Below are 18,377 nucleotides of genomic sequence, written 5' to 3'. Positions count from 1 at the left end.
ACATGCAGAATTGATTGATAAATGTCTGTTCAAATACAAAAATATACGGTTTAACATCTCCGACATCTTACTTGCCATCTTTTTACCACCAAGGCTCATAGAGTTGCTTATACTGCACTCAATAAGTCGCTCTTTTAATACTGTCTACATTAATGGGAGCATTCTCACTTTATGATGACCTTTAACGTTAACGAATTCGGATGGGTAGCATTTTTAAATAGAGTAGGCGTTCTTTGTTTAAACGATTTGTTGAAATATAAATAATATCAACCAAGGTCCAGCAAAAACTCACTGGCTTTGGTGTTAGACTTATCTACATTAATGAAATGGAATGTGCATCACACGATTGATAACATAAAAAAGTTATTATCATCTGGGTTAACAAAATTATTTGAAAGATGTTTACTGATGTAAAGGTCTGTTAAGCTATCTACACACCACAAATTAGTTAAGGTTAAATGAAAGCAAAACTGTCAAATTATTGGATCATCACTATCACTTTGTTCGCACTTGTCGGACAGGGGTTATTGACTAATGACAGTTTAATGGTACCGATGGCCAATGCCCAAATGACCCAACTAACAATGTCTACTCAAACAGATGACGCAACTGACACCACGGTATCAATGTCACACAAGGCGATGATAAATTGCCACGATAATGTCTCGAATATTGTTAATAATATTGATGAATCAGTGACCTCATCACTTCCCAAAGCCAGTTGTTGTAATGGTTCAGGCTTTTGCAGTATTGATTGTAATCACTGTTTGACCATTTCTCTGGTAGCTAACCTTATCGATATTCAATTGCCGATAACCAACATCCCGCTTTTTTCGGCCCCTATTACTATGGTTGTTAATCGAGTATCAATCGCCTTCCCACCAGCTTTTCGCCCTCCTATCGCTTAATTCAATTGATCATCCTTGTGCCTTGAGCACATTCAACATTATTGTTTTTAGCGTTTATCATCATGATTGTCATGATGAATATCGAGGTTATTATGAAAAAAATTACATTCTCTAGTGTAATCTTAGGCGCGTTTGTCGGCGTTTTTCTCCCATTGGTTCTATCATCACCAATCGCTTATGCCGTCGAGCACGACCATGCCCAACATCAGTCACAAGCCAGTAAAACCTACACTTGTCCAATGCATCCTGAAGTGATTAGTGATAAAGAGGGCCGTTGCCCCATCTGTAATATGTTTTTGGTTGTCAAAGATGAGCAACAAGAGTCCGCCACTAAAGACACTATGCATCCAATGGTTAACATGCAAAGTGATATTCCAGTAGAAAAAAACCTAGCAGATTAAGTTCAATTGATCGCTATTGCGTGTTGAACATATCCAATATTATTATTTTTTAGCGTTTATTCATCATGACGATCGTCAGTATTGTTATGATGAATATCGAGGGTTTTATGAAAAAATTTCCACTCTCTAGCATGCTACTGGGCGCATTTGTTGGGATAACCATCCCAGTTGCTCTGACATCACCTGCCGTTTATGCTGCTGAACACGACCATGCCCAGCATCTGTCACAAGCCAGTAAAACCTATACTTGCCCAATGCACCCTGAAGTTATCAGTGATAAAGAGGGAACCTGTCCCATCTGTAATATGTTTCTCGTCGTCAAAGAGGAGGAAGAAGAGTCCACCGTTGACGACACTCAACATCAAATGCCAAACATGCAAAATACGACCCCTGTAGAAAAAAGCCAAGCCGATAAGGTATTTAGTCAATCTAAACCGGCATTGCTGCCTACGGCAAATCAGGACGATAGCACCAATGTAAAATATGTCTGTCCAATGCATCCTCATGTGGTGTCCGATGTCCCTGGCACATGCCCAATCTGTGGTATGAACCTTGAGAAAGTCACCGTTGTTGATGCAAGCCAAGAAATTGTTGTTGGCGTTTCTGGCGGTATGCAACAAGCATTAGGCATGCGCAGTCATATCGTTGAAAAATCGAACTTATCTCGTCAAGTGAACACCATAGGTACAGTGCAATATAACGAAAATACTATTGGCCATGTGCATACCCGAGCAACCGGATGGATAGAAACGCTCATGGTGCATAATGTTGGTCAAAAGATAAAAAAGGGCCAATTGTTATATGAGCTTTACTCGCCTGAATTGGTCAATGCCCAAGACGATTACTCTCAAGCACAAGATTACCTTAAACAAGATAAAAAACGAGGCAGTAGTTTATTACTTAAAGCACGTAAGCGCTTAGCGTTACTGGGTGTTGATAATAAGGTGATTAACCGTTTAGAAAAAACCGGTGAAACCATTTTTAAAGTGCCTTTTTATGCTCCGCAAGATGGTTTTATCAGTAAGCTTACAATTCGTCCTGGTATGTATATTCAGCCAGGGGATACCCTATTTGAAATCGTTAATTTAGACAGCATTTGGGTTATTGCTGATGTATTTGAAAACGAGCAAAGTTGGCTGCAACAAGGTCGTAAAGTCACTGTGAGTGCGGCGGCTCAAGGGCTGTTTGATATTGATTCAACGATTGACTATATCTACCCCGAATTAGACCCCGTTACCCGAGCAATGCGAGTACGGATTAAGCTTAATAATCTTAATGACAAACTCAAACCGGGTAGCTTGGTTGATGTAACCTTATTTGGACTGCCTAAGAATAACGTGCTTACGGTACCGACCGAAGCGCTTATTCTCACCGGTCGCGAGAATCGTGTTGTAGTACAGCGTAGTGATACTAGCTTTGCTTCCGTACCAGTAAAAATTGGTATCATGTCGGGCGGTAAGGCTGAGATTTTAGAGGGGCTCAATGAACATGACAAAGTCGTCATATCAGGACAGTTTTTACTGGACTCTGAAGCCAGCATTCAAGGTAGTTTACAAAGGTTAAGCAATAACACTTCAACCAGTAAAAACGCCACAACCGATGCTCACCAGCACTAAGGAGCACGGTAATGTTAGCAAAAATAATTAGTGCCTCGATAAAACAACGTGTGATGGTATTAGTCTTCACCGTCGTTATCGCATTAGTGGGTTATCAAGCCATGCGCACGACACCGCTCGATGCGCTGCCGGACTTATCAGATGTGCAAGTCATTGTTAAAACGTCATACCCAGGTCAAGCACCACAATTAGTTGAAGATCAAATTACCTATCCGTTGTCATCAGCCATGCTTGCCGTGCCAGGTGCTAAAACGGTGCGTGGCTTTTCGATGTTTGGCGATTCGTTTGTATACGTCATTTTTGAAGATGGCACCGATATTTATTGGGCTCGCTCACGGGTTTTAGAATATTTATCGCAAACCCAAGATCAACTGCCAGCAGGTGTCACACCAAGTATTGGCCCAGATGCATCTGGTGTGGGTTGGATTTTCCAATACGCCTTAGTCGATCGTAACGGACAGTATGATTTAGCCCAATTGCGTTCGTTACAAGATTGGTTTTTAAAGCTCGAATTACAAAGTGTTGCAGGTGTATCAGAAGTTGCCACTGTTGGCGGTATGGAACAAACATATCAAGTGGTTGTCGACCCGCATAAGTTGGCTCTGTACCAAATAGATTTAATGACCATTAAAAATGCTTTAGATAATTCCAATAGCTCGACTGGTGGTTCAGTCATTGAAATGGCCGAAGCTGAATATATGATCACCTCAAGTGGTTATCGTCAAACCATTGCCGATTTTGCTGAAATTCCATTGGGTATTTTATCTGAAACTGGCACCCCAGTATTAATGAAAGATGTAGCCCAACTAAGAACCGGACCTGCGGCCCGTCGTGGTATTGCCGAACTGAATGGTGAAGGTGAAGTCGTCGGCGGCATTGTAGTGATGCGTTATGGCGAGAATGCACTTGAAACCATTAATAATGTTAAGCAAAAACTCAAGCAAATTAGTAATGGACTGCCTGATGGAGTTGAATTAGTCACCACTTATGACCGTTCAGACTTAATCTTACGCTCAGTCGATAATCTTACCCATAAAGTGCTAGAGGAAATGCTGGTTGTCGGGCTCATTTGCTTATTATTTTTACTGCATGCTCGCTCAACATTAGTTGCTATTATCACTTTACCTATTTCGATTTTGATCAGTTTTATCGCCATGAATCTCATTGGTGTCAATGCCAATATTATGAGCCTAGGGGGCATTGCCATTGCCATTGGTGCAGTGGTTGATGCGTCGATTGTGATGGTTGAAAATACCCATAAGCATTTAGAACATTATCGCCACAAGCACGGTAAGGCTCCCGAGGGGGAAGACCATTGGCAACTTGTAAAAGAAGCCTCTATTGAAGTCGGCCCAGCATTATTTTTCAGTTTATTGATCATTACCTTGAGCTTTACGCCGGTATTTGCTCTTGAAGCACAAGAAGGGCGTTTGTTCCACCCGCTAGCCTTTACCAAAACCTTCACAATGGCGGCATCGGCAATCTTAGCGATTACCTTGATCCCGGTATTAATGGGTTATTTTGTCCGCGGAAAAATCCCTGATGAACGTAAAAACCCCATCAGCCGAGTACTAATAGCAATGTATCAGCCATCACTAAAGTGGGTACTTAATTTTCCTAAAATCACCATTGGATTAGCCATCATTGTGTTGTTCAGTGCTTACTATCCATTAAGCCAAATGGGATCGGAATTTATGCCCACCTTAGAAGAAGGTGATCTGCTTTATATGCCGACAACGTTACCTAGCGTCAGTGCTGGCAAAGCAGCGGAGATATTGCAACAAACAGACCGTTTGATAAAAACCGTTCCAGAAGTTAAGCGGGTATTTGGTAAGGTCGGTCGCGCAATTACCGCTACAGACCCTGCACCGCTAACGATGCTCGAAACTACCATTATGCTCAAACCGAATACTGAATGGCGTGAAGGCGTAACCTTAGAAAGCATTATTGCAGAACTGCAAAAAACCGTGCGTATTCCAGGAATGACCAATGCCTGGGTGCAACCGATTAAAACCCGCATCGATATGCTATCCACAGGTGTTAGAACGCCTGTTGGCATAAAGATATCGGGTTCAAATGTTGAGGAACTACAACGCATCGGTGCTGAAATAGAAGCGGTTGTGAGCCAATTACCCGGCACGGCCTCAGCGTTTTCACAGCGCAGTAGCGGCGGACGGTATATTGATATAACACCCGATCTTAAAAATGCCGCACGTTATGGCATGACCTTAAAAGACATCCAAGATGTAGTCAAAATGGCGATTGGCGGCATGACTATTGGTGAGTCGATTCAAGGTCAAGAACGCTATCCAATCAATATACGTTACCCGCGAGAGCTACGTGACAACATTGAGAAACTCAGAAATTTACCTGTGATGACCAAAACGGGCAAGTACTTACCCTTAAGTTATTTAGCAGACTTAAACATTAGTGATGGCGCCCCTATGCTGGCCAGTGAAAATGGTCGCCTTATCTCGTGGGTGTTTGTCGATCTGAAAGATATTTCAATTGGTGAATACATCGTCGCAGCAGAAAAGGCTCTCAAGCAACAGATTACCCTTCCGCCACGCTATAGCTATAGTTTTGCTGGACAGTATGAGTACATGCAACGAGTTGATGCAAAAATGGAAATGGTGATCCCATTAATGCTTGCAGTAATTTTTATGCTGCTGATGATGACATTTAGCTCAGTAACCCAGGCATCTGTGATCATGTTAAGTTTGCCCTTTTCATTGGTTGGTAGTGCGTGGTTGCTTTACGGGCTGGACTTTAATTTTTCAGTTGCGGTATCGGTCGGCATGATTGCATTAGCAGGGGTCGCAGCTGAGTTTGGCGTGGTGATGCAAGTGTATCTTAATAATAGTATTAAGGCCTATAAACAAGCCGATAACTACCACAGTAAAGCGGATTTAACAGCAGCATTAATTGAAGGAGCTGTAATGCGAATTCGCCCTAAAGCCATGACAGTCGCGACCATATTTTTTGGTTTACTGCCGATCATGTGGGGCAGTGGTACGGGTAATGAGGTGATGCAAAAAATTGCTGCACCTATGGTGGGCGGTATGGTGACTGCGCCACTATTATCGCTATTTGTAATTCCAGCGATATATTTACTGATATATGGTCGTAAACTGCCTAAAAATTAAGACATTACGAATGACAACATCTCTAAGCTATTTAATAGGTTAGGGATGTTTGTTGTCGGGGTGGACAGGATTACTTAATCTGAACTCGGGACAGGAAATTAATTATATTTAGTCTTGTTGCTAATTGACTCATTAAGTCGATCCACTTCATCTTGTTTCTTTTTACGACACGCCACAATAATCGTCAGGATGCCCATATTTGCATGGATCGCTGGTTAAAATTGCTCGAGAGACATTATTACCCGTGATTATGTTGTCGGATCCAATAACGTAATAATTGAGAAAAAACCGCCTTGTGGATCATTAAGAACAGAGAAACGACCTACATGAGGAATATCGGTCGCAGGCACACAGACAGTAGCCCCTAGACTTTGGGCTTTTGCAACTGAAGCATCGCAATCGTCGACAGCAAAATAATTCATCCAATGCGCAGGAGCATCGCCCCATTCGTCGGTCATCTCTAACATGCCACCAATAGCTTGCTCGCCGACATACCATTGTGTGTATTCAAATTCAGCCATGTCAGCTAGCTTGGTTTGGTAGCCTAATACATGGCTATAAAACTGTTTCGCTGCAGCGGTATTTCGACATGCTAACTCAACCCAACATAATGTATTGGCCTCTTGTGCCCGCTTGATACCAATGTGATCTTGTCCTTGCCACAATGCAAAACGGCAGCCTTCTGGATCGCTGCACAATGCCATAAGACCCGCATAACCAACAGAATGAGGGCCAGCTAATACTTCACCGCCACCTTGCTTAACTAACTCAGCTGACACATTGACATCGTCGACAGCAAAATAGATTGTCCAGTGGGTCGGTAAATCCTGCATATTCTCTGGCATGGGGTACATTGCACCAATATCATCACCGTTAATTTGCAACATGGTGTAATGCCCTTCTGGCATAGGCGTATCATCGGCCCCCCAGCCAAATAATCCTTGGTAAAATGCTTTACCCGCTGCCCAATCGTGGGTTGCTAGTTCAAGCCAACATGGTTGTCCTTGTTGATATTGTTGTACTTTCATTGTGTTAATCCTTATAAAAATGACAACCTAAAATGCAGGCCAAAATAAAATGGAAAGTGAATAATGATTTGCGCTAAGTTAAGTCGATATTCACCGAAAAGCAAAAAGCCTTCATACGAAGGCTTTTTAATCATCTATGAGTTTATTTCCGTACTTAGCGGCTACTTAAATACCGGTAAAATATCCGCCATAGCCAATAAGTGGCAAGTTGCTGTAATAACACCAAATAATATCACAACAACAATAAGAGGTGTTCCACCTGGTACTTTAAAGCCTTTTGAATTTGGGTGTTGCTGGCGAATTTTGTAAGCTAATAATGCAGGCACAATCACCGCCCACACGGTTGCAGCTAATGCAGCAAAACCAATAGCAATAATAAAACCATTAGGAAATAATAATCCCAAAATAGTCGGTGGTATAAAAGTAACCGCTGCAGTTTTAAAACGCCCCTTACGTGAGTCATCAAAACCAAATAAATCAGCAAGGTAATCGAATAAACCCAATGTCACACCTAAAAATGATGATGCCACAGCAAGATTGGCAAATAGGGATAACATGTTATCAAGCCAGTGACTGGTAATCACCCCCGACAATGCAGCGACTAACACACCAATATTACCGCCTTGTTCAATAATATTAGTAAACTGGCTCCGAGGAATATTCCCCATTGTAGCTACTAACCAACATACATAAATGACCAATGCGATACTGGTGCCAGCAATAATAGCCTTTACGATAGTTCGGGCATCTTTACCGTAATACTTTACTAGGCTAGGTACGTTACCGTGATAACCAAAACTCGCTAAGCCAAAAGGAATTGCGGCAAGTAAATAAGGTAAATATCGCGACTCGCCATCGGGAGATGTTAGCTTTATCGGATCGATGTCGATTAATAAATTACCGATAGCCAAAAAGAAAGTAATGACCATACCACCGAGCATAATCGTGGTGATCCGATCAACCGCTTTGGTGCTGATAAACACGACTAGCGCTAAAACAACGGCAAAAACTAACCCCGCGACACTCTGGGGTAAACTTACGCCAACAGCAGATAAACTGTGATTAACAATCGACCCACCGCCACTAATATATGCATACGTTAAAATATACAACACAAAGGCAATTGATAAGCCGTTAACCACTCGCCAAAACTGTCCTAGTGTCACTCTAGTTAAGGTGTCAAAACTGTCGCCCGGTTCAAAATGCAGGTTGGCTTCTAGTAACAGCAAGCCCGACATCAGCATGCAAAACCATACACCTAGTAACATCGCTATTGAATAACCAAACCACATCCCGGCACCTACAACAGGTAACGAAAACATTCCCGCACCAACAGTTGTTCCGGCAATAATCATCGCCCCGCCCAATACAGATTTACCGCCGACACGATGCTTAGCAGCATTCATATGGTTAGCCATTATTATCCGTGCTCCGTTTGCACACTATCAACAATGGTTTGCCTTACTGAAGATCCAAGTAATTTATTAACATTATCTCTTATTCTAATCACTTCAGAACGATGCTCGTCACTGCATAAATAACCCAATTCCTTCAGTTTTACACTCAAGGTGTTATACAGCTTTTTATCATAAAACTCAGGAGCAGTAATGCCGTGTAACGCGCCTAATCTCTTGGCTAATAAGTGACTATCGGTTTCAAGCTCTGAACGTTCCAAATCAGGCTTTATCGCCAATAAATTGAAGATAATGGCATATCGCTGCAAGGTTTCATTTATGGTTTCAGCAAGAAGCAACACTTGGGTGATATGACGAGGTGTGATGACAAAATTATCTTCACCACTCAGTAAACCTTGTTCAACCATGAATTCTAGAATGCTATCTATATGCGCAGGCACATCATCAATACCCATAAAGAGTTCGGCTTTAAGTAACGGATATAAATCCATAACAACCGCATGAATGCGTTTACGATCGCATACATCATAATGAGCTAAACAACTGGCAATTAATGAAGGAAGCGCCATGAGGTGAATAATGTTGTTACGGTAGTAACTCATAGTAATAGCTATTTTCTCATCGACCGAAATAATTTCGCCAATCGGATCTTTACTACTAACAAACTTATCTAACGACAAACAATGATCAACAATCGATTTACCATTACCTTCTGCAACAGATGTGAAATCGGTATAAGGCACGGTTTTAAGTAAGGCTAAATACAAATCAAGCTGACGTTCTAACTGGCCTCTTTCCAACGCATTTTGCTCTGATGCCAATAACACCAAACTGGTCAATGCCACCGAACTGGCGGCGGCTGCACCATTAATATTAGTCATCACGCGGTTAGCTAATGAATTAACCGATGGCGTAAACCACGACGGTTTTTGATCCGGATCTTTTGCAAGCTCAGCACGCCATTCCGGTGCCTGTTGATTTAAGAAATGCTGTAGATTAATGGGTTCACCAAAATTGACATAACCTCGGCCAAAATTACCTAATCTACTAATCGCCCCAAATACTTGCCACACCGATTCTTTTTTCTTTTTCTTACCACTTAATTCTTTATGATAAGTCGCTACTTCCATAACGTGGTCATACCCTAAATACACAGGTACTAAAGTCACCGGACGCTCTATACCACGCAACACACTGTTTATAGTCATGGCCAGCATGCCCGTTTTAGGGGCCAGCAAGCGTCCGGTACGCGAACGACCACCTTCGGTGAAATATTCGACGGAATAACCCTTAGCAAACAACTGATCCAAATATTCACGAAAGACTGCTGTATAAAGTTTATTGCCATTAAAACTGCGGCGGATAAAGAATGCCCCGCCACGGCGGAACATTGGCCCTGCAGGCCAAAAATTAAGGTTTATACCCGCGGCAATATGTGGAGGAACCATGCCCTGGTAATACAAAATATACGACAGTAATAAGTAATCCATATGGCTGCGATGACAAGGCACATAGACAATCTCATGGCCATCATGATGTAGCTGTCGAACCTGTTCGGCACCTTTAATGTTAATGCCACTGTATAATTTATTCCATAACCAAGTCAGAAAACGCTCAGTTATGCGAACTAAACTATCGGAATAATTAGCAGCAATTTCATCAAGGTATTCAATAGCAGTTTCGCGGGCTTTCTCTGGCGAGACTTTTTTACTTAGCGACTCTTCTTCTATGGCCTTCTTGATAGACTCAGATTTTAATAAAGAAGCAAATAATACGTTTCGATTAGGTAACTGTGGCCCGGTCATAACCTTGCGTTGACGACGAAAATGCACTCGAGCAACACGGGTTAATTTGTGAGCAATTCTTTTATCTGTACCGTGTTCATCGGCCATATAACGAAGCGATAATGCATTAGAGAACTGGACAAAATTATGCCGTCCTAAAAATAAAATCATTAACCATTTACGTAGCCATGTTGGATTTTCTCTTTCAAATACAGCCGCTTTCATGCTGTCATCTTCTTTCCCTGGAGTACGTCCCCAATAAAGACAAACAGGAACCAACTGAATATCTAATTCAGAGTTCTCACGATGAAGAGATAATAGACTGGTAAAATAATTAATGAATTTTTCACCACTTTCGCGTTTACCAAATAATGGTTTGCGCCCCTCTAAACAAACAACACGAGGCACTTGCAAGCCATCAAGCTTTAATGATTCATAAGGGCTAGGCATACCAAAGCCTTCTGTGATTTCGCTCAAGGCGGCAATATCACTGATAGATTCCGTTTTCATCAAATAAACTAGAGGTTTAGTCGGATCTATATTGAGGTCATCAAAAGGATCATGTGGCACAACAATTGTTTGCACCATCCATTTTTGAATCCACTTTAATGTTCGTAAAAATATTGAATCAGGTTTTGACATGGTTATTTTCGCAACATAAGCCACTATAATATTGTTGCATAGGATACCAGAAACTACCCTGCTTACACTATCTGGCTTGTTTATCTTTGCCCTAAAGCTATTTTTCTTTCCGATAAAACAAGTTTTAAATATTTAAAATCATTTAAAAACAAGTAACTACCAAGTTACTTCCTAATAAAACACAAAAAATAGTTGGTTAATACTTGCACGAAAATAATCACTGTATATAATGACAGTCACTGTATAAAAAGACAGGAATTGTCATGAGACCGTTAACGCCGCGCCAAGCTGAAATATTAGACTTAATTAAAAACAATATCGCCGAAACAGGTATGCCACCCACTCGTGCTGAAATTGCGAATCGTCTTGGCTTTAAAAGTGCTAATGCCGCCGAAGAGCATTTAAAAGCATTAGCCAAAAAAGGCTTTATCGAGATAATTCCTGGTACCTCTAGAGGTATTCGATTACCTCATGAAGAACAGGTTGAAACCGGCCTGCCGCTCATTGGACAAGTTGCTGCTGGAGAGCCTATTTTGGCCCAAGAGCACGTGGAAAACTATTATCAAGTTGACCCCAATATGTTTAAACCCGCCGCTGATTTTTTATTGCGGGTTCGTGGTGACAGCATGAAAAATATCGGCATTTTAGAAGGCGACCTTCTCGCGGTACATAAAATGCAGCAAGCACGTAATGGCCAAGTTGTGGTGGCACGAATCGACGATGACGTCACCGTAAAACGATTTGAACAGAAAGGTAACGTCATTTATCTGCATGCAGAAAATGAAGATTACAACCCGATAAAAGTGGATTTAAGTTGCCAAAGCCTAACCATCGAAGGGCTTGCCGTTGGTGTTATCCGTAATGGAGATTGGTTATGAACAAACTAATGGGCATCGCCCCACGCCACCCTGGCTTATGGGTGGATTTATCAGACACAGAACTTCAGGGCAACCAAACCATTCAAACATTGCAAACGGTTACCCAAGGTGAAGCAGAGCTGAGTCAATTGTGTAGTCAATTAGCAACGTTAAGCCAACAAGGCCGCTGGATTGTACTCATTAGCCCACCTCACATTGGTTATAAACATATGCTGGCAAGTGCCGGAGTGAGAATGGATCGCATTTTACTGGTTCACACCAAAGATGAAGTCGAGACATTATGGGCCATGGAAAAAGCACTCACTAGTGGTACATCGAGTGCAGTAGTAACTTGGACAAGCTCACTTGATGCTCGCGATAGTCGCCGTTTGGAAATAGTAGCCAAAAGCGCACGTGCATTAGGGATCGTAATTGAAGATGTGAATACTCACTTACCTCACAAACATCAACTTGTTAGCCCTACCTTAGCAAATGGAACAAGTAATTTTTGCTCGTTTCACTAAGCACAAACCCTTAATTACCAAGCCCTGTATTGAATTCAGGGCTTTTTTTTCACCTTTTTCAGGCGATTAAGAAAAAAAGTGATCTTGATCAATCCTTAATCTACAAGTAATGTAATTAACAAGGATGAAACAATTTTTTATCTTTAATTTGACGTAAATGGCAGATTTAATAGTCATCGATGGGAAAACGTCAACACAAATTGATAAGTTCAGTCGTAGGTACAAGCGTGGTGCACAGCTAACAATAAAACCGTAGACCGTCTGTTTACAACCACCAAGGTACTTTGAGGTCATCAAACTTTTTTCGGGAACCGAAGAGTTTGCATAGAGCAGAGAATTACTGTGTGACTTTTCTTTGTAATTGCAATTTGCAATTAACAGAGGAGCAGTCTTGTGAAGCAATGGTTGTATTGTTTACTGGTTGTGTGTGTAGCACTTCCGCTTGGGGCAACAGCAATGCCCCTCAACATGACTCAAGGCGTGACAGATATCAGTGGTCAGGTTTATCACCTCCACATGACGATTCTTTATATCTGTTGTGCCATTGGGTTAGTGGTGTTTGGGATCATGATCTATTCAATGATTTACCACCGCAAATCAAAAGGCGCAGTCGCGGCCAATTTTCATGAAAGTACCAAAGTGGAAATTGCTTGGACCGTCATTCCTTTTATCATCTTAATTGCAATGGCTATTCCAGCCACCAAAACCTTAATTGCCATGGAAGATCCCAGCGATGCTGATCTCACCATTAAAATTACTGGGTCGCAGTGGAAATGGCATTACAGCTATTTTGATAAAGACATCGAATTTTACAGCTCATTATCTACCCCCAGAGAACAAATTGACGGTAGTGAGGCTAAAGGAGAACATTACCTCCTTGAAGTTGACAAACCTCTAGTGCTCCCCATTAACCAAAAAGTCCGTTTTTTGATGACTTCTGATGATGTTATCCACTCATGGTGGGTGCCCGCTTTTGCCGTTAAAAAAGATGCTAATCCAGGCTTTATTAATGAAACTTGGACTCGTATTGATAAGCCCGGTATTTATCGCGGCCAATGTGCCGAATTATGTGGTAAAGACCATGGTTTCATGCCGATTGTAGTGCAAGCATTATCGGAGGCCGATTTTGAAAATTGGTTGGTTGAGCAAAGACAACTAGCAAGCAATGCCGCTGCGGCAGCGGCGGCATCAATGACCCAAACCCTGTCACTCGAAGATCTAACCTCACAAGGTGAACAAATCTATATTGCTAGATGTGCTGCTTGTCACCAACCTAATGGTGCGGGTCTTCCTGGTGTATTCCCATCATTAATTGGCAGCCCTATCATAAAAGGCTCTGTTGAAGGCCATCTAAATATCGTCATAAACGGTAAACCAGGTACCGCAATGCAGGCCTTTGCAAAACAACTTAGCGCCCAAGAAATTGCAGCAGTGATTACCTTTGAACGTAATGCTTGGGGCAATAATAGCGGTGATCTTGTACAAGCTGTTGATATAGGAAAATTTTTAGGCAGTAACGAGGCAAAAACAGAAGCAAACAAAGCAGTAGCGGATGTCACAAGCACTATTGCAACCACGACAACTGACATTACCGATGCGGTTACCGAGAAAACCACTCAAGCTGTCGAAACCGTAGCAAAAGTTGCTCCAGCAGAAGCTCTGCCCACGTTAACCTTGGAGCAATTAATGACCGAAGGTGAGCAGGTTTATGCCACGACTTGTGCTGCATGTCACCAAGCCACTGGCGCAGGTTTACCTGGCGCTTTCCCTTCACTTATTGGTAGCCCTGTTGTTAGCGGACCGGTTAGCGGACATATCGATATCGTTATGCACGGAAAACCAGGTACTGCAATGCAGGCATTTAGTAGTCAATTAAGCCCTCGAAAGATGGCGGCAGTGATTACATATGAGCGCAATGCGTGGGGCAATAATTCTGGCGAGGCGGTGCAACCTGCCGATGTCGCTAGCCATGGACAGTAAGGGAAAACAATGAGCACAACAACGCACGATACAATTGCAACCGCCCATGATGATCATCACGGCGCTCCAAAGGGGCTAATGCGCTGGCTACTCACCACTAACCATAAAGATATCGGATCTCTGTATTTATGGTTTAGTTTCATTATGTTTCTCACTGGCGGCGCAATGGCAATGGTCATTCGAGCTGAGTTATTTCAGCCTGGATTACAGCTAGTAGAACCTAACTTTTTTAATCAAATGACCACTGTTCATGGTCTCATTATGGTATTTGGTGCAGTAATGCCCGCTTTTACGGGCTTAGCTAACTGGCTAATACCTATGATGATTGGGGCACCAGACATGGCATTACCACGAATGAACAACTGGAGTTTTTGGATTTTACCTTTTGCCTTTGCCATGTTACTGGGTTCGTTATTTATGGAAGGCGGTGGACCTAACTTTGGTTGGACATTCTATGCCCCGCTCTCAACCACTTACAGCCCTGACAGTACCGCATTATTTGTATTTTCCATTCATATCATGGGCATAAGTTCAATAATGGGTGCAATTAATGTCATTGTCACCATTGTAAACTTACGTGCTCCAGGCATGACGTGGATGAAGTTACCCTTGTTTGTGTGGACTTGGTTAATTACCGCTTTCTTACTGATAGCAGTGATGCCGGTACTCGCGGGTGCGGTCACCATGGTATTAACCGATAAGTTTTTTGGTACCAGCTTTTTTGATGCTGCTGGAGGCGGTGATCCGGTAATGTTCCAGCATATCTTCTGGTTCTTCGGTCATCCTGAAGTTTACATTATGATTTTACCGTCATTTGGTATTATCTCCGCAATAGTGCCAACCTTTAGCCGTAAAAAGCTGTTTGGTTACTCTTCAATGGTTTACGCCACTGCCAGTATTGCCGTGTTGTCATTCTTAGTGTGGGCGCATCACATGTTCACGACTGGGATGCCGGTGTTCGCCGAACTATTCTTCATGTATTGCACCATGTTAATTGCCGTACCCACGGGGGTAAAAGTATTTAATTGGGTGGCAACCATGTGGCGCGGTTCAATGACATTTGAAACACCAATGCTGTTTGCTGTAGCGTTTATTATTCTGTTTACCATAGGTGGTTTTTCTGGCCTGATGCTGGCAATTACGCCTGCTGATTTCCAATACCACGACACCTATTTTGTAGTGGCTCATTTCCATTATGTGCTCGTCACTGGGGCAATATTTTCCATTATGGCAGCCGCTTATTATTGGTTGCCTAAATGGACTGGCCATATGTATGACGAAACGTTGGGGAAATGGCACTTTTGGTGCTCGGTAATATCCGTCAATGTATTGTTTTTCCCCATGCACTTTTTAGGTTTAGCGGGTATGCCACGTAGGATCCCTGACTACGCGGTACAGTTTGCCGATGTGAACCAAATTGTGTCTATTGGAGGTTTTGCATTTGGTTTGTCTCAGCTGATATTCCTCGCCGTTGTGCTCAAATGCATTAAAGGTGGAAAACCTGCTGGAGATAACCCCTGGGGAGCAGCCGAAGGCTTGGAATGGTCGATTGCCAGCCCTGCACCATATCACTCGTTTACCACTCCACCGGAGATTAAATGAGATGACACAGCCAACAAAATCAAATCGTAAGCTATTAATCATCCTGATTGCTGGGTCAATAGGTATGTTTGGATTTGGTTTTGCGCTTGTACCACTTTATGACGTGCTTTGCGATACATTGGGAATTAATGGCAAAACCCAAAATAGCGCCAGTAGTTATGAAGCGGTGGTGGTTGATAAAAACCGAACCGTAACCATTGAATTTGTCACTCAAGTTCAGTCTGGTATGCCATGGGAATTTAGCCCTAAAGTGAACAAAATAAGTGTGCATCCTGGTGAGCTAACTCATGCACAATTTTTGGTTAAAAATCTGTCGACACGTGACACCGTAGGCCAAGCAATCCCTTCGGTATCGCCAGGGCAAGGGGCGGCATACTTCAATAAAACGGAATGTTTTTGCTTTAATCAACAACCTTTGGCTGCAGCAGCAACAGCAGAACTACCATTGATTTTTTACGTGGATCCTGACTTACCAGCGTCCATTAACACATTGACTCTCTCTTATACCCTTTATGACATCACCGACAGACAGGCGACCGCCATAGAGCAAGGAGCAGCAAAATGACGACAAAGTATCAAACTTATTATGTGCCAGCCCAAAGTGCCTGGCCGATAATCGGTGCTATAGGTTTATTTTTAATTGCGTTCGGAGCAGGCAACTACGTACAACAGTTAGCCACTGAAAAAACCTTTGGCGGCTATATTTTAATAACCGGCTTGGCCGTGATTATCTTTATGATTTTCGGCTGGTTTAAGACCGTTATTGATGAATCCATGGCTGGACTGTATTCACCGCAAATGGATCGTTCATTTAGACAGGGAATGAGCTGGTTTATTTTTTCAGAGATTATGTTTTTTGGAGCATTTTTCGGCGCTTTATTTTATGCCAGAATGATTTCAGTACCTTGGCTTGGTGGCGCATCTAACAATGCCATGACCCATGAAGTCTTGTGGCCTGCATTTGAGGCCATGTGGCCATTGGTGAAAACACCCGATGGTACCGCAACCGAAGCCATGCCATGGACGGGTTTGCCGTTAATTAACACTATTATCCTGCTAACCTCGTCGGTTACCTTGCACTTTGCTCATACAAACCTTGAAAAAGCCAATCGTAAACCTTTGATAATCTGGTTAGCGTTGACGGTCATCCTGGGTATTGCGTTTCTCAGTTTACAAGTTGAAGAATATAGCCATGCCTACCAAGAAATGGGGCTTACGCTCTCTTCTGGTGTCTACGGCAACACCTTCTTTTTGTTAACTGGTTTTCACGGCATGCACGTAACAATTGGTACCCTGTTCTTGATTATTTTATGGCTCAGAATTGTGAAGGGTCACTTTACGCCCGATAAGCATTTCGCTTTTCAGGCAGGGAGTTGGTATTGGCACTTCGTTGATGTGGTGTGGTTATGCTTATTCATCTTTGTGTATGTGTTGTAAATCAACACTAATAAGGTCTGGGATTTGGCTGAATGTAGCCAAGCCCCAAGGCCACCAGTAATACCATTATTACGACAACAGAAAACAACACGCGCCGGCCAAGAAAACGACTCATTGATTGTTGATGCTCGCCCTTAACCATAATAAATAAGGCCCTACCTAAGTTAAATAATATGAATACAAGCAACGAGACTAAAACTAACTTAACGATGAAAGGTGTTGTCACAGGCAATCCTTTTAAAAGTGTGGGTGTGTCTCGGGTGTTATTCGTAATCATTACTTTGGTCGTGTTTAGCTTGTTGGTCAAGTTAGGATTATGGCAGTTATCACGAGCGACCTTTAAACAAGAGTGGCAAAGCTCACTACTTCAGCGCCAACAGCAACAAGCGCTCACTTATGAAGAAATGTTGGCAAAAGTTGAATTGTCAGAAGCATCAGCAAGCTCTCAACCGGAGACGAAATTACTCACGGGTTACCGTCTATCGATATCAGCTAAACCAATTAACAACATGATGCTGTTATTAGACAATCAAGTGTATCAAGGTCAGGTGGGATATTTAGCGTATCAAATTTTTGAGATAACCCCTGAACAGCCTTGGATACTGGTTGAGCTAGGATTTGTGCCTGCAAAGAAGGATCGCCGAATTTTACCTGAACTAACCCCTTTAAAAACAAATTACTACACAATGGTTGGCCGAGTTTATCAAAAACAACCTAACCCATTAAGTGACAGACTAGATGCAGAGCAATTAGCCAATACTCATGCTCCAGTACGTTTTCAAAATATCAATATACCCGCACTCACTGACATGCTTGGCCATACACTGACGCCTGTGGTGCTGCAACCCGACAATGTTCCAAATTATCATCTGCCTCAACCTTGGATACCCATTCCATTGTCGGCACAAAAACATCAAGGGTATGCCTTGCAATGGTTCACCATGGCAGCAGTATTTTTAGGACTAATGAGTTGGATAGCATTTCGACAATTTCGACGCTAAGCACCGTCGTTCATAATTAACTTAACAATAATATCA

At 42.4% G+C, this 18,377-nt stretch carries 14 protein-coding genes and 1 pseudogene; 11 read left to right on the top strand and 4 right to left on the bottom strand.

Annotated features, from left to right (window positions below):
* The first annotated feature begins 458 nt into the window (after positions 1–458).
* The 4 genes and pseudogenes from ABIS04_RS01225 to ABIS04_RS01210 all read left to right on the top strand — a co-directional run bounded on the left by ABIS04_RS01225 (position 459) and on the right by ABIS04_RS01210 (position 6,071).
* Positions 459–908, top strand: coding sequence for a hypothetical protein (locus tag ABIS04_RS01225; protein WP_137223703.1), 450 nt, complete (start codon positions 459–461; stop codon positions 906–908).
* 92 nt (positions 909–1,000) lie between these two features.
* Positions 1,001–1,219, top strand: a pseudogene (locus ABIS04_RS01220) (heavy metal-binding domain-containing protein); the annotation flags it as partial.
* Between the two features lie 197 nt (positions 1,220–1,416).
* On the top strand, positions 1,417–2,925 hold the full coding sequence (locus ABIS04_RS01215; RefSeq protein WP_350432345.1) for an efflux RND transporter periplasmic adaptor subunit: 1,509 nt from the start codon (positions 1,417–1,419) through the stop codon (positions 2,923–2,925).
* 11 nt (positions 2,926–2,936) lie between these two features.
* Positions 2,937–6,071 (top strand): CusA/CzcA family heavy metal efflux RND transporter, encoded by a 3,135-nt coding sequence (locus ABIS04_RS01210; RefSeq protein ID WP_350432343.1) that lies wholly within the window; start codon positions 2,937–2,939, stop codon positions 6,069–6,071.
* 248 nt (positions 6,072–6,319) lie between these two features.
* Here the strand turns inward: ABIS04_RS01210 and ABIS04_RS01205 are convergent, their stop codons facing one another.
* The 3 genes from ABIS04_RS01205 to plsB all read right to left on the bottom strand — a co-directional run bounded on the left by ABIS04_RS01205 (position 6,320) and on the right by plsB (position 10,940).
* A complete protein-coding gene (locus tag ABIS04_RS01205; RefSeq protein ID WP_350432341.1) occupies positions 6,320–7,099 on the bottom strand; it encodes a VOC family protein in 780 nt (259 codons plus the stop codon).
* Positions 7,100–7,260: 161 nt separating this feature from the next.
* Positions 7,261–8,517 carry a tryptophan permease gene (gene mtr, locus ABIS04_RS01200; RefSeq protein WP_350432339.1) on the bottom strand — a complete coding sequence of 419 codons (1,257 nt, stop codon included), beginning with the start codon at positions 8,515–8,517 and terminating at the stop codon, positions 7,261–7,263.
* 2 nt (positions 8,518–8,519) lie between these two features.
* Complete coding sequence (gene plsB / locus ABIS04_RS01195) at positions 8,520–10,940, bottom strand: glycerol-3-phosphate 1-O-acyltransferase PlsB (RefSeq protein WP_350432337.1); 2,421 nt, start codon at positions 10,938–10,940, stop codon at positions 8,520–8,522.
* A 263-nt stretch (positions 10,941–11,203) separates the two neighbouring features.
* On the opposite strand from plsB, the gene lexA reads away from it, so the two are divergent.
* The 6 genes from lexA (at position 11,204) to ABIS04_RS01165 (ending at position 17,340) form a co-directional block, all read left to right on the top strand.
* Positions 11,204–11,818, top strand: a complete 615-nt coding sequence (lexA, locus tag ABIS04_RS01190) for a transcriptional repressor LexA (RefSeq protein ID WP_350432336.1) — start codon at positions 11,204–11,206, stop codon at positions 11,816–11,818.
* Positions 11,815–12,321 (top strand): cell division inhibitor SulA, encoded by a 507-nt coding sequence (locus tag ABIS04_RS01185; RefSeq protein ID WP_137223720.1) that lies wholly within the window; start codon positions 11,815–11,817, stop codon positions 12,319–12,321. Before lexA ends, ABIS04_RS01185 begins: the two co-directional genes overlap by 4 nt.
* A gap of 393 nt (positions 12,322–12,714) precedes the next feature.
* On the top strand, positions 12,715–14,301 hold the full coding sequence (coxB, locus tag ABIS04_RS01180) for a cytochrome c oxidase subunit II (protein ID WP_350432334.1): 1,587 nt from the start codon (positions 12,715–12,717) through the stop codon (positions 14,299–14,301).
* Positions 14,302–14,310: 9 nt separating this feature from the next.
* Positions 14,311–15,903, top strand: a complete 1,593-nt coding sequence (ctaD, locus tag ABIS04_RS01175) for a cytochrome c oxidase subunit I (RefSeq protein ID WP_137223724.1) — start codon at positions 14,311–14,313, stop codon at positions 15,901–15,903.
* A gap of 1 nt (position 15,904) precedes the next feature.
* On the top strand, positions 15,905–16,468 hold the full coding sequence (locus ABIS04_RS01170; protein WP_140233053.1) for a cytochrome c oxidase assembly protein: 564 nt from the start codon (positions 15,905–15,907) through the stop codon (positions 16,466–16,468).
* Complete coding sequence (locus ABIS04_RS01165) at positions 16,465–17,340, top strand: cytochrome c oxidase subunit 3 (RefSeq protein ID WP_350432331.1); 876 nt, start codon at positions 16,465–16,467, stop codon at positions 17,338–17,340. The genes ABIS04_RS01170 and ABIS04_RS01165 overlap by 4 nt, the downstream gene beginning before the upstream one ends.
* A gap of 7 nt (positions 17,341–17,347) precedes the next feature.
* Here ABIS04_RS01165 and ABIS04_RS01160 read toward each other — a convergent pair whose 3' ends face one another.
* Complete coding sequence (locus tag ABIS04_RS01160) at positions 17,348–17,566, bottom strand: DUF2909 domain-containing protein (RefSeq protein WP_041412724.1); 219 nt, start codon at positions 17,564–17,566, stop codon at positions 17,348–17,350.
* On the opposite strand from ABIS04_RS01160, the gene ABIS04_RS01155 reads away from it, so the two are divergent.
* Complete coding sequence (locus tag ABIS04_RS01155) at positions 17,514–18,341, top strand: SURF1 family protein (protein ID WP_350432329.1); 828 nt, start codon at positions 17,514–17,516, stop codon at positions 18,339–18,341. The two genes, ABIS04_RS01160 and ABIS04_RS01155, sit on opposite strands and share 53 nt — an antisense overlap.
* Positions 18,342–18,377 lie beyond the last annotated feature (36 nt).

It is taken from the genome of Shewanella sp. H8, from assembly GCF_040285065.1.
In the GTDB taxonomy this organism is placed as follows: domain Bacteria; phylum Pseudomonadota; class Gammaproteobacteria; order Enterobacterales; family Shewanellaceae; genus Shewanella; species Shewanella polaris.
Note: the sequence above shows the minus strand (reverse complement) of the source record. Positions and strands in the feature narration are given on the sequence as shown.

What these genes read in the sequence shown, in the direction of transcription:
- ABIS04_RS01170 (WP_140233053.1), top strand. Translation starts at nt 15,905, where the DNA reads ATGACACAGCCAACAAAATCAAATCGTAAGCTATTAATCATCCTGATT.
- ABIS04_RS01205 (WP_350432341.1), bottom strand. Translation starts at nt 7,099, where the DNA reads ATGAAAGTACAACAATATCAACAAGGACAACCATGTTGGCTTGAACTA.
- ctaD (WP_137223724.1), top strand. Translation starts at nt 14,311, where the DNA reads ATGAGCACAACAACGCACGATACAATTGCAACCGCCCATGATGATCAT.
- ABIS04_RS01215 (WP_350432345.1), top strand. Translation starts at nt 1,417, where the DNA reads ATGAAAAAATTTCCACTCTCTAGCATGCTACTGGGCGCATTTGTTGGG.
- ABIS04_RS01210 (WP_350432343.1), top strand. Translation starts at nt 2,937, where the DNA reads ATGTTAGCAAAAATAATTAGTGCCTCGATAAAACAACGTGTGATGGTA.
- mtr (WP_350432339.1), bottom strand. Translation starts at nt 8,517, where the DNA reads ATGGCTAACCATATGAATGCTGCTAAGCATCGTGTCGGCGGTAAATCT.
- ABIS04_RS01155 (WP_350432329.1), top strand. Translation starts at nt 17,514, where the DNA reads ATGAATACAAGCAACGAGACTAAAACTAACTTAACGATGAAAGGTGTT.
- ABIS04_RS01185 (WP_137223720.1), top strand. Translation starts at nt 11,815, where the DNA reads ATGAACAAACTAATGGGCATCGCCCCACGCCACCCTGGCTTATGGGTG.
- lexA (WP_350432336.1), top strand. Translation starts at nt 11,204, where the DNA reads ATGAGACCGTTAACGCCGCGCCAAGCTGAAATATTAGACTTAATTAAA.
- plsB (WP_350432337.1), bottom strand. Translation starts at nt 10,940, where the DNA reads ATGTCAAAACCTGATTCAATATTTTTACGAACATTAAAGTGGATTCAA.
- ABIS04_RS01165 (WP_350432331.1), top strand. Translation starts at nt 16,465, where the DNA reads ATGACGACAAAGTATCAAACTTATTATGTGCCAGCCCAAAGTGCCTGG.
- ABIS04_RS01225 (WP_137223703.1), top strand. Translation starts at nt 459, where the DNA reads ATGAAAGCAAAACTGTCAAATTATTGGATCATCACTATCACTTTGTTC.